Raw genomic sequence first — 10,686 nt, 5'->3', positions numbered from 1 at the left:
GCTGTGGACCGTGGTGCTCGAGATCTCGGTGATGATGACCCAGTTCCCGTCGAAGGCGATCGCGGAATTGTCCTACGAATTCCGCACGCTCGGCCTCGGCTTTGCCAATATCGGCGGCCTCCTGATGACCATCGGCCTGTCCTATGACTCAAAGGAAGGCCGCGCGCTGTGCGGCGCGCTGTCCGCCATCATGACCGGCGTCGCCTACGCGACCTCGGCCGAAATGGCCAAGGAGCTCGGGGCCTTCGACGGCTACGAAAAGAACCGTCCGCACATGATGCGCGTCATCCGCAACCACGCCCGCGCCGCGCGCGGCGAGACCTCCGGCTATGAAGAGCTTTCCATCCTGCCGGTACCGCTCGACATCGAAAACTGCCGCGATCAGGGCATGGTCAAGGCCGCCAAGAAAGCCTGGGACAACGCGCTGATGCTGGGCGAGAAATACGGCTACCGCAACGCGCAGGCCACCTGCATCGCCCCCACCGGCACCATTGGCCTCGTCATGGATTGCGACACCACCGGCATCGAGCCTGACTTTGCGCTGGTGAAGTTCAAGAAGCTCGCCGGCGGCGGCTACTTCAAGATCATCAACCAGGCGGTGCCGGCGGCCTTGCGCGCGCTCGGCTACCGCGAAAGCGAGATCGCCGAGATCGAGGCCTATGCGGTCGGTCACGGCTCGCTCTCCAACGCCCCCGGCATCAACGCCTCCACGCTGCGGACCAAAGGCTTTACCGACGAAGCAATAGCCAAAGTCGAGAAGGCGTTGCCCACCGCGTTCGACATCAAGTTCGCCTTCAACAAGTGGACGTTTGGCGAGGACTTCATCCGCGACCAGCTCGGCATCGGGCCGGAGGCGATCGCAGCTCCGAATTTCGACCTGCTCGCCTCGCTTGGTTTCACCAGGCGCGAGATCGAGGCCGCCAACGTGCACATCTGTGGCGCGATGACGGTGGAAGGCGCCCCGCATTTGAAGGCCGAACACTATCCCGTGTTCGACTGCGCCAATCCCTGCGGCAAGATCGGCAAGCGCTATCTCTCGGTCGAGAGCCACATCCGCATGATGGCGGCGTCGCAGCCGTTCATTTCCGGCGCGATCAGCAAGACCATCAACATGCCGAACGACGCCACCGTCGAGGACTGCAAGTCCGCTTACCTGCTCTCCTGGAAGCTGGCGCTGAAGGCCAACGCGCTTTACCGCGACGGCTCCAAGCTGTCGCAGCCGCTCAACTCGCAGCTCATCTCTGACGATGAGGACGAAGACGATGCGGTCGAGCAACTCTACGACAAGCCGATGGCGGCGCGCGCCACGCAGGTGTCGGAGAAGATCGTAGAGAAGCTCGTCGAACGCATCATCGTGATGCGCGAGCGCGAGAAGATGCCGGATCGCCGCAAGGGCTACACTCAGAAGGCGGTGGTCGGCGGCCACAAGGTGTACTTGCGCACCGGCGAATATGACGACGGCCGCCTCGGCGAGATCTTCATCGACATGCACAAGGAAGGCGCCGCACTGCGCTCCTTCATCAACAACTTCGCGATCGCGGTCTCGCTCGGCCTGCAATATGGCGTGCCGCTCGACGAATATGTCGATGCCTTCACCTTCACCCGGTTTGAGCCCGCGGGCCCGGTGCAGGGCAATGACTCCATCAAGTACGCGACCTCGATCCTCGACTATGTCTTCCGCGAGCTCGCGGTGAGCTACATGTCGCGCTTCGACCTCGCCCATGTCGATCCCAACGAGAGCGGTTTCGATGCGCTCGGCAAGGGCGTCGAGGAAGGCAAGGAGCCCGAGAGCAACAGCCAGCAGGCGACCAAATATCTCTCCAAGGGGCTGACGCGTTCCAGGACCGACAATCTCCTGGTGATGCGCGGCGGCTCTGCCGCGGTCAGCCAGGGCTCGGACTCCGCGCCATCGGGCGGCAGCAAGGTGACGGCGCTGTCACCGGGAGGCGCTCACCGCCTCGCGGACACCCTCGAGGGCGCGGTCGCGCGGAAGCAGGAAGCGCAACACGACCTCTCGCCAACGGAGAAGCTCGAGGCGATGCAGTGGAGCAAGGCGGGTGCAGCTCAGGCCGCCGCCCCCTCCAAGGCCGAGCGTCGCGCCGAAGCCAAGGCAAAAGGCTACGAGGGCGAGATGTGCTCGGAGTGCGGCAACTTTACCCTCGTGCGCAACGGCACCTGCATGAAGTGCGACACGTGCGGATCGACGACGGGGTGTAGCTGAACAGCATAGGCAAGCCGCTCGGAGTTAACATGCCCGTCGTGTTCCGCCAGAGCGGCTTGCGCACTATCCTGAAAACGGTCGCGGAAAGCCGCGAACTCATTCTGAAAGCCTGGCATGAGCATTTCGGCAGCTAATGTTCGCTTTGACGAACACACTATGTGGGTCGACTTGACCGACCGGCGAACGCTCGGCGTGCCACTTGCGTCGTCCCCGTTTGCTGCGGGCAACCCTGGCCGAACGTGAGCAGGTCGAAATCAGCCGCGTCGGCCTGCATTGGGATGCGATCGACGAGGACATTTCGATTACCGGCTTGCTCGCCGGGCGCGGCGACATGACCAAATCGAGCGCGTAGGATGGGTTGAGCGTTTGCGAAACCCATCTACCTTTTGCAGGCAAATGCGTGGACGGACAGACGTGCGATGGGTATCGCTGGCGCTCTACCCATCCTACGAACCGCCCATCCTCCTCCCACCAGCCGTATGCCCGCAAAAATCAAACGTCTCCTGCCTCGCCTTCGCCGCTGGCGCCGTAGCGCACGATGGGCGCGGAGGAAGCTCGCGCGAGCACCGCGGATGGTTCGGATCGCGGGCAGCGTCGCGATGCTGCTTCCGGTCCTCGCGCTCGCGAACCTCCTCTATCAGGTGATCCGCAAGCCGACGGAGTTGTTCTTCTTCGTCGGCCACGCGCTCGACAAGGAGCCGGCTGAGACGTGGCGGGAATACGGGGGGCTGTTTCGCGCCTATTCCACCCCCACGATCCCGCCCGAACTATTGGCCGCGCTGGCGCAGGTCGAGAGTTCAGGCAATCCGGTGGCGCGCACCTACTGGCGCTGGCGGCTGAGCCTCAATCCGTTCGCGATCTACGCGCCCGCCTCCAGCGCCGTCGGCCTCTACCAGACGATCGATGGCGTTTACTCCGAGGCTGCGCGGTTCTGTATCCGGGGCAATGCGGTCGCGGAGTCCGGCTGCGGATTTGCGAGCCTCTACATCCGCACGATCCCGAGCCACGCCATCGAGCTGACGTCGATTTATCTGGACCGCCATGTCGCCGCGGTTCTCGCCCGCATGGGCGACGTGACGCCGAGCGCGAGCCAAAAGCAGGATCTCGCGGCCTTCATCCATCTCTGCGGCGCGGGCCCCGCGATTGCTTTCGCACGCCGTCATTTTCAGATGCTGGCCGGCGAGCATTGCGGCGATCATCTCGTCGCGGCCTATGTCGCTCACGTCGATGCGTTGAAGCGCCGATTCGTGCGGCTTGCGGCCGATGATGCGGACTAGGAACCTCAGCGCGTGATGAGCGAGACGACGAGTGCAAGCGCCCGCGATGTCGTCGCTGCTGGCCTGAAAAGCTCATCATTTGATCGGGTGCACAAATCCCACACCGGGAACCCCATTAAATAGCGAGATTTCCTGCGGAATTCGCGCAAAAGTGATGCGGGTGACTGCGGCCGATCCGCAACACTCCAGCGATTTTATGAACGCGGGGGCTGCGGTTATTGTACCAGCGGCGACTCCGCCGCATTGTTAACCCATTCCGGCGCTTCACCTTGGACCTGCTTGGCGGAGCTTCGGCAACGTTAAGTTCCTGCCAACGACTTTAAGGAGATGTTTCGTGGTGAAAGTTCTGATTGCAACCGGGGCCGTGTTTGCCTTCATGACTGCGGCTTCCGCAGCCGACCTTCTTCCGCACCGGCAGCCCGCGCCGGCCTATTCCGAGGCTCCCGCGGTCGGCAAGATGCCGATCGGCAAGTCCCCAGTCGGAAAATCGCCGGTCGGCAAGTCCCCGGTCGTCGCCCGCTACTGATACGAGGCCAAAGATTGGCCAGATGAAAAGCGCAGACGCATCTTGCGTCTGCGCTACGTGTTAGTGAAAGGCAGCCAGTATGACCAAGAGGCTGAGCCACTTGACGCTGTGCCTGTTTGCGGGCCTCGGCGCAGCGGGAATCGGATTTTCAGGCGTGGCTCACGCCGCGTCGGTCACTGAGAGGCAGGCGCGCGCCGCTGACGCCAAGGTCGCCTCGATCGAGACGCCGGCTGACGCCGCTTCAATCAAGACCGCAGCGCGAAAGCCGGCGGCTTCCGCCAAAGGCCCCTACTACGTCGATTTCCGCGCGCGCACCGCCGCGAGCTGGGGACACGCTTTCGTCTGGTATGGCAAGACCGGCGAGCGGACCGTCGATGTCGCCGGCCTGACACCGGCGGGTGACGTCGATCGGTACATCCTTGGCTACATCACCTGGGTGCCGTCGGAGACCGGGGCCAGCTATGGCGATCTCGATCCGGAATATCTCACCGCGCATTACCGGGTGTATCTGAACGAGGCCGACGGCAAGCGCGTGTTCGCCTACATCAAGCATCTGAAAGAGAGCTCGCCGGTGTGGAGCGCCGAGATCTCCAACTGCACGAGCTTCATCGGCGACATCGCCGAGTTCATGGGACTGAAAACGCCCTCGCGCTGGACGCGGCCTGAGAACTACGTGAAAGAGCTCAAGGCGCTGAACAACGGCCGGCAGGTCGTTCGCCTTTCCGCCGCGGAATAGTAGTAATACAGCCTCATCGTCGTCATTCCGGGATGGTGCGTTAGCACCAGACCCGGAATCTCGAGATTCCGGGCTCGCATCTTCGACGCGCCCCGGAATGACAGTTCCGTTTCCCGGATGCCGCGCAGCACGAAGCGTTGCGCTGCTTATCCGGGGTCCATCATCCCCCGTGATCAAGTCATAGGCCCCGGATCTGCATCGCGTCATACCGGACGATGCTTTGCATCGCCGGGAGCATGCCGCGCCGCGTCCGGGACACGAGACCCCTCCGCGGTTGTCGCCTGCCGCGATAGATGGCAGCGTGGGCCTCATGCACGCCTCCTTCGCGATTGCCGGCGCCGTCATCAATTTCGTGGGCGGCCTCAGTTACGTCCGCGCCATCCTGAAGGGCGAAGCGACGCCGAACCGCGTCACCTGGTTGCTGTGGGCGTTCGTGCCGCTGATCGCGGGCGCGGCGCAACTGCGCTCCGGCGTCGGGATCTCGACGCTGGTGGTGATGTCCGTCGGCCTCAGCCCGGGCTGTGTCGTGATTGCCTCTTTCGTCGTCCACAAAGGCTCGTGGCGGCTCGGGCCGTTCGATTATGTCTGCGGCACCTGCGCGCTGGCGGCGCTCGCGCTCTGGGCCATGACCGGCGATCCCGTCACCGCCATCGTGCTTTCCATCCTCGGCGATGCCGCCGCGGCGTTGCCGACCGTGCGGAAAGCGTGGCTGGCGCCTGAAACCGAGGACCGGCCGGCGTATCTGCTGGCGTTGATCGGAATGATCCTCGGCCTCCTCTCGGTCCAGGAAGCAACGTTCTCCGCCTACGCCTTCAATGTGTATCTCCTGATCGTCTCCGGCGCGCTGGTGACAATCCTCTATTGGCCGCGCGCCTCATCCCATACCGAGCCCACGATATGACGCCTCTCAAAACCCAAATCACCTACGATGATTTTTCCCGCCTCGATATCCGCATCGGCAAGGTCGTGGACGTGCAGCCGTTTCCGCGTGCACGCAATCCGTCCTGGAAAGTCGGCGTCGATGTCGGCGCGGAGCGCACCATGTGGTCAAGTGCGCAGATCACCAATTACGAACCGGCCGCCCTGATCGGTACGCTTGTGGTGTGCGTGTGCAACTTTGCGCCGAAGAACGTCGCCGGATTCACCTCCGAGCTTTTGATCCTCGGTGCCAGGAATAGCGACGGCAACGTGATCGTGCTCACCCCGCGCAGCGAGGTCGCGCCGGGCGAGCCGGTTTATTGAGGGAGGGCTCCATGAGTGAACGCGAAAATGCACGTCAGGTCCTCGATGCGCTGAAGCAGGCCGCGGCGAAGCCGGCTCCTGAGGCGTTGCCGATTTTGAACGGTCTCATTCCGCTCGTTCAAGGCGGTGACGGGCAGAGCCTCGAAATACAGGAGGCGCGCGCGGCCGCCTTTCTTGCGATCTGCGAAGTCGGCAAGGCGCTGCACCGCGGACAGCCGACCGACGGCCTCTATGCTGCCGCGATCGCAGCAACGGAGCGATGGGTGACGGTGGCGAAGTGAGCCGGGCTGGCAGGGCGACCTGGTTTGCCTGACGGGCCGCTTTCCCCGGATGCCGCGCAGCGCCACACGCGCGTTTGCGCGCGTCTTGGACGCGCTATGGCGGTGGGCTGGCCGCGGCACACGAAAGCGCCGGAGTCACCGAGAAAAACTTGCGGGATGGGGTTGTGTTCCCCGGTGCACTCAGCACACCGCCGCTGCGTCGCACCTTATCGTGGCTATGGATGACAACGGCTTCTTCCGCTAACATCGTGATGTGTTAGAGCTTGTCTCTAAGGGGGCTCGTCCGCATGACCGACTTCAGCCGGCTTTCCGATGGCGAGATCGCCAACCGCATCGCGGTGCTGCGCGATAACCTGCGCCAGCTCACCGAACAGGCGGCCGCCCAATCAGGTGCTGCGAACGAAGAGCGGCTGGCGAACCGGATCGAGGACCAGAGCAAGGAGCTCGACGATCTCCTGGGCGAACAAGGGCGGCGGCAGAAGAAATAGCGTGGCAGCGCGCGCCTCACCTTCCCGAAAGCGAGGACTTTTCGCCGCACGGAAGCGAAACACACCGCTAACCTTCGCGACGTAACGTCGCCGGCGATTAGGCGCGTTAATGCGCGATTTACCTTATTGCCTGCGGGGGCAGAATGCTCAGACTTGTGGCGACGGCCGTAGCGCTTTTGCTCTCGGTCCAGAATGCGCTGGCCCATGGCGAAGAGCCCAAAGCCCCGCCGAAAAAGGAAACTCCGCTGTTTCCCGTGAAGGTTGCGCAGACCCGGAAAGGCTCGATCTTCGTCGATCTGAACGGCATGACGCTCTATACGTTCGACCGCGACACCTCAGGCCACACGTCGACCTGCGACGGCAAATGCGCCGAGCGCTGGAGGCCGCTGATTGCGTCCGACGATGCCAAGGCCAAGGGCGATTTCACGGTCATCATTCGCAACGACGGCAGCAAGATGTGGGCCTATCGCTATCGTCCGCTTTATACCTCGCAATACGACAAGGCGCCTGGCGACATCAACGGCTACGACAACGCCAATCTCTGGCACATCGCCCGCCCGGCGTTCTGAGGCGCAAGCGCACCGGCGTGCCTGGGAGACCGGGCCAACGAAGGCCGCCACACCCGCGCGCGGCGCGGTGTGGCTAACACTGTCATTCCAGCGCGAGAGAGCGTAACGAGCGCGTGAATTTTCCGGAGTGTGCTTCTTTTGTCACCTTCCGTCATCACCGGGCTTGGCCGGCGATCCGCGTCGTTCTTTCGTTCTTGCCCTGACAATGTCGTGGATCGCCGGGCCAAGCCTCGCATGACAGCGAAAAAAGCCCCGTTTCGCGCAAAATCGAAATAGTTGAGTCAGTGGAATCGGTTGCGCCTGCCGCGAAAGTCACAGGCAAGCAGTGATTGAAGAAAATTGCCTGAATTCCCCGTAGTTTCACCCCGGGAATCATCCGGATTTTCCGACTCGCGCGCTGCTGCTATCCAACCATGCATCACGGTTTCCTTCGAGGAGACGGAACATGGCTCAGCTCTTCTTTCACTGTTCGAACGATGACGGCATCTGGTTCGATCGTCGTCTGGCCGCGGTGAGCGACCTGACCGAAGCCATGCAACAAGCCACGAGCGTTGTGCGGTCGCTGGTGACGGCGCCGTCGGGGGAAGACTGGCGCGGCTGGACGCTGCATGCCAGCGACGACTTCGGCGACGAGATCTTCGCCATGCCGTTCACGTCGGTCCTCGGCAAAGCAAATTGAGAGGCTGCCATGCTGGTCACGCTGTTCGCTTCTCGCCTTTCCGTACTTGTCGAGGGTTGCCAACGCCTGCTTCAGAAGGCGGGCGATCCCTACCGGCCCGAACTTCACTACATGCGCGGTCCCGGCCCCGCATGTCGCGCCAAGCAGCACGGCGAGCATCTGTGAGCTGAGTCAAGTTTTCGTAGGTTTGCGTCGAACTTCTCTTTCGGTTTCTCCCTGGCTGGTAAAGCCCACCTTCAGGCGTCGCCCGCGCAAATGCGGGGGCGCCATTTTCTTTTTGTTAAGAACGCGCCAAAATCAGTCAGCCAGCGCCTTAGCCAAAAGGCTTAAACGGCGCCATCTGGCCAAAAATCGCCCAATTGTTTCTTATTCCATGCGATGTGATTTCAATCCATTCGGAGACGTGCCCAATGAGGATCGCTCAATCGATCTTCGCTGGTTCGATCGCCGTGTTGGCTGCGATCGCCCCGCCTGCGTTCGCCACCGGATCGAGCCCCAATTCACACGTTGATGCCGCTGCCAAAGCGACCGGCGAGGAACCATCCTCCGCCGGGTGCCAAGCCTATCAGAAGGGGCCGGATGGCTCCTGGGTCCAGATGGCCTGCCATGAAGGCGTCGAGACGGCGCCCGCGCCCGTGCACCGCGCCAGATCTGCGAGCCATCACCCGGTCGGTCAAACCACGACGCGCTGAGTTTTCTCTGCCGGCATAACGAGCGGCAGCGAAGCCATCCGGACTTCGTCCACACCGTCAATGCCGCTTGAAATATTGTACTGCACGTTCATGTTTTTCGGCGGCCGCTCGCGACCTGAAGGTACCGAGATTGCGGCGCCGGCCGGTTTTCGGATTCACTTTTCGTGAATAGAGGCGGTACTCGCCGGACTTCAGCTTCCGGATCATCGCTCGATCCCCGACGTGGTGGGCTATGTTCCACCAATCACGTGAGCGGCGGGTTCGTTCCGTACGCACCTACGCCAGCCGCTCCAGCCCGGATTCCAGCAGCGCCGGCGTTGCCTCAGCAGAAGCAAGAAACTTCAACAGCAGATCCGACGCGCCGCGACATCAGCTTCGCCGGTGACGATGCGCTCGGCCGTAAAGCCCATGGGACTGATGGTGGCGCGCGCGTTGATCTCTTTCTCGATGCCCATCCTCGCGATCAACTGCGCGAAGAAAATGCCGCTGGCGCCTAGCCTGGAATAAGCGACCGAGCGCGCCGCGAGCAGCGTCACGCGAAGTGCGGCTTCCGTCGAAATGTCGGGGTGCGGCTGGCCAGCGGCGACGGCAAGGCCAACCCAGGAACGCGCAAGATCGACGCGGCTCTCCCCCAACACCGTTCCTGCCGACACCAGGCCCGCAAGCCCCTCGTCGGTCAGGATCAGTACGTCGGCGGTCTCGCCCCCCTTCAATCGCTCGAGCAGCCGCACGGTCGGCGCAAAGTCGGCGTCAATGCGCGCCCCGCTTTTCGCTCGATATTGTTCTGCCAAGGCGCGAACCGCGCCGGCCAGCGCGAGCGTCGATAATACCCGTACCGAATTTTCCATTCACCGATCTCCCAAAGGCAGCGGAGGCTTCTAGTGCTCCGATTCCGAAGTTCGTATCATTTTGCGGCTCCACGTTTACGAACTTCGGAATCAAAGGAGCACTAGCCAATCATATGATTCTAGTGCGGTTTAGAATTTGAAGTTCCTATGACGAGATTTGCCGTGAAACTGATAGGAACTTCAAATTCACCGCACTAGCACGGCGAATGCACCTTCAAAACGCAATGATCCGCCAGAGCATATGCCCTGACGGATCATGCTGGAGGTCGAGCCCAACGACGCTGTTCGCCGCAGGCGCGGCCTACGTGACTTAGGCCGCGGCCTTCGCGCCGGTCGGAACGGTGGCCACGGTCTTCAGCACCTGCGAAGCGATCTGGTAGGGGTCGCCTTGCGAATTCGGGCGGCGATCTTCCAGATAGCCCTTGTAGTTGTTGTTGACGAAGGAGTGCGGCACGCGGATCGAAGCGCCACGGTCGGCGACACCCCAGCTGAACGTGTCGATCGAAGCGGTCTCGTGCTTGCCGGTCAAGCGCATGTGGTTGTCCGGGCCGTAGATAGCGATGTGATCGGCGCGGTTGGCCTTGAAGGCATCCATCAGCTTCTCGAAGTAGTCCTTGCCGCCGACTTCGCGCATGTGTTTGGTCGAGAAGTTGCAGTGCATTCCCGAGCCGTTCCAGTCGGTGTCACCGAGCGGCTTGCAGTGGAATTCGATGTCGATGCCGTACTTTTCGGTCAGGCGCAGCAACAGATAGCGGGCGATCCACATCTGGTCGGCGCAGGTTCTCGAGCCCTTGCCAAAGATCTGGAATTCCCACTGGCCCTTGGCGACTTCGGCGTTGATGCCCTCGTGGTTGATGCCGGCCGCAAGACAGAGGTCGAGATGTTCTTCGACCAGCTTGCGCGCGATGTCGCCTACGAATTTGTAGCCGACGCCGGTGTAGTACGGGCCTTGCGGCGCGGGATAGCCATATTCTGGGAAGCCGAGCGGGCGGCCGTCCTTGTAGAAGAAATATTCCTGCTCGAAGCCGAACCAGGCATCCGGATCATCAAGAATGGTAGCGCGCTTGTTGGTCGGATGTGGCGTCTTGCCATCAGGCATCATGACTTCACACATCACGAGCACGCCG

General features: G+C 62.3%; 13 protein-coding genes and 2 pseudogenes. 13 read left to right on the top strand and 2 right to left on the bottom strand.

Annotated elements, in window-relative coordinates; all coding sequences use genetic code 11:
* The 13 genes and pseudogenes from M6D32_RS24010 to M6D32_RS23950 form a co-directional block, all read left to right on the top strand.
* Positions 1–2,221: pseudogene (locus tag M6D32_RS24010) on the top strand (vitamin B12-dependent ribonucleotide reductase); the annotation flags it as partial.
* A 114-nt stretch (positions 2,222–2,335) separates the two neighbouring features.
* Positions 2,336–2,573, top strand: a pseudogene (locus tag M6D32_RS24005) (DUF2442 domain-containing protein).
* 127 nt (positions 2,574–2,700) lie between these two features.
* Positions 2,701–3,498: a transglycosylase SLT domain-containing protein gene (locus tag M6D32_RS24000; RefSeq protein WP_298260986.1), complete on the top strand. Its 798-nt coding sequence runs from the start codon at positions 2,701–2,703 to the stop codon at positions 3,496–3,498.
* A 334-nt stretch (positions 3,499–3,832) separates the two neighbouring features.
* The gene (locus tag M6D32_RS23995; RefSeq protein WP_298260985.1) at positions 3,833–4,024 is read left to right on the top strand and encodes a hypothetical protein; all 192 of its coding nucleotides are present in this window, start codon (positions 3,833–3,835) and stop codon (positions 4,022–4,024) included.
* Positions 4,025–4,103: 79 nt separating this feature from the next.
* Positions 4,104–4,760: a hypothetical protein gene (locus M6D32_RS23990; protein ID WP_298260983.1), complete on the top strand. Its 657-nt coding sequence runs from the start codon at positions 4,104–4,106 to the stop codon at positions 4,758–4,760.
* A 310-nt stretch (positions 4,761–5,070) separates the two neighbouring features.
* A complete protein-coding gene (locus M6D32_RS23985) occupies positions 5,071–5,661 on the top strand; it encodes a hypothetical protein (protein WP_298260981.1) in 591 nt (196 codons plus the stop codon).
* Positions 5,658–6,002 (top strand): tRNA-binding protein, encoded by a 345-nt coding sequence (locus M6D32_RS23980; RefSeq protein WP_298260979.1) that lies wholly within the window; start codon positions 5,658–5,660, stop codon positions 6,000–6,002. The genes M6D32_RS23985 and M6D32_RS23980 overlap by 4 nt, the downstream gene beginning before the upstream one ends.
* Positions 6,003–6,013: 11 nt before the next feature.
* On the top strand, positions 6,014–6,283 hold the full coding sequence (locus M6D32_RS23975; RefSeq protein WP_298260977.1) for a hypothetical protein: 270 nt from the start codon (positions 6,014–6,016) through the stop codon (positions 6,281–6,283).
* A 287-nt stretch (positions 6,284–6,570) separates the two neighbouring features.
* Entirely contained in the window at positions 6,571–6,771 is a 201-nt protein-coding gene (locus tag M6D32_RS23970) for a hypothetical protein (RefSeq protein WP_298260975.1), read from the top strand.
* A gap of 143 nt (positions 6,772–6,914) precedes the next feature.
* A complete protein-coding gene (locus M6D32_RS23965; RefSeq protein WP_298260973.1) occupies positions 6,915–7,340 on the top strand; it encodes a hypothetical protein in 426 nt (141 codons plus the stop codon).
* A gap of 445 nt (positions 7,341–7,785) precedes the next feature.
* Positions 7,786–8,019 carry a hypothetical protein gene (locus tag M6D32_RS23960; protein ID WP_298260971.1) on the top strand — a complete coding sequence of 78 codons (234 nt, stop codon included), beginning with the start codon at positions 7,786–7,788 and terminating at the stop codon, positions 8,017–8,019.
* Positions 8,020–8,028: 9 nt separating this feature from the next.
* The gene (locus tag M6D32_RS23955) at positions 8,029–8,184 is read left to right on the top strand and encodes a hypothetical protein (protein WP_298260969.1); all 156 of its coding nucleotides are present in this window, start codon (positions 8,029–8,031) and stop codon (positions 8,182–8,184) included.
* A 245-nt stretch (positions 8,185–8,429) separates the two neighbouring features.
* Positions 8,430–8,711 (top strand): hypothetical protein, encoded by a 282-nt coding sequence (locus tag M6D32_RS23950; RefSeq protein ID WP_298260967.1) that lies wholly within the window; start codon positions 8,430–8,432, stop codon positions 8,709–8,711.
* A gap of 341 nt (positions 8,712–9,052) precedes the next feature.
* On the opposite strand, the gene M6D32_RS23945 is transcribed toward M6D32_RS23950, so the two are convergent.
* Together M6D32_RS23945 and M6D32_RS23940 are read right to left on the bottom strand one after the other, a co-directional pair.
* Positions 9,053–9,559 (bottom strand): substrate-binding domain-containing protein, encoded by a 507-nt coding sequence (locus tag M6D32_RS23945; RefSeq protein WP_366145858.1) that lies wholly within the window; start codon positions 9,557–9,559, stop codon positions 9,053–9,055.
* Positions 9,560–9,869: 310 nt separating this feature from the next.
* On the bottom strand, positions 9,870–10,686 hold an 817-nt coding region (locus M6D32_RS23940; protein ID WP_298260965.1), incomplete at its 5' end, for a glutamine synthetase.

Origin of the sequence: Bradyrhizobium sp., from assembly GCF_027307225.1 — a bacterium.
Classification (GTDB): Bacteria; Pseudomonadota; Alphaproteobacteria; order Rhizobiales; family Xanthobacteraceae; genus Bradyrhizobium.
This window is presented reverse-complemented; position numbering and strand designations above follow the sequence as displayed.

Excerpts from the sequence above, each read along its gene's own strand:
- M6D32_RS23945 (WP_366145858.1), bottom strand. The coding sequence starts at position 9,559 with ATGGAAAATTCGGTACGGGTATTATCGACGCTCGCGCTGGCCGGCGCG.
- M6D32_RS24000 (WP_298260986.1), top strand. The coding sequence starts at position 2,701 with ATGCCCGCAAAAATCAAACGTCTCCTGCCTCGCCTTCGCCGCTGGCGC.
- M6D32_RS23960 (WP_298260971.1), top strand. The coding sequence starts at position 7,786 with ATGGCTCAGCTCTTCTTTCACTGTTCGAACGATGACGGCATCTGGTTC.
- M6D32_RS23985 (WP_298260981.1), top strand. The coding sequence starts at position 5,071 with ATGCACGCCTCCTTCGCGATTGCCGGCGCCGTCATCAATTTCGTGGGC.
- M6D32_RS23965 (WP_298260973.1), top strand. The coding sequence starts at position 6,915 with ATGCTCAGACTTGTGGCGACGGCCGTAGCGCTTTTGCTCTCGGTCCAG.
- M6D32_RS23975 (WP_298260977.1), top strand. The coding sequence starts at position 6,014 with ATGAGTGAACGCGAAAATGCACGTCAGGTCCTCGATGCGCTGAAGCAG.
- M6D32_RS23955 (WP_298260969.1), top strand. The coding sequence starts at position 8,029 with ATGCTGGTCACGCTGTTCGCTTCTCGCCTTTCCGTACTTGTCGAGGGT.
- M6D32_RS23980 (WP_298260979.1), top strand. The coding sequence starts at position 5,658 with ATGACGCCTCTCAAAACCCAAATCACCTACGATGATTTTTCCCGCCTC.
- M6D32_RS23950 (WP_298260967.1), top strand. The coding sequence starts at position 8,430 with ATGAGGATCGCTCAATCGATCTTCGCTGGTTCGATCGCCGTGTTGGCT.
- M6D32_RS23990 (WP_298260983.1), top strand. The coding sequence starts at position 4,104 with ATGACCAAGAGGCTGAGCCACTTGACGCTGTGCCTGTTTGCGGGCCTC.
- M6D32_RS23970 (WP_298260975.1), top strand. The coding sequence starts at position 6,571 with ATGACCGACTTCAGCCGGCTTTCCGATGGCGAGATCGCCAACCGCATC.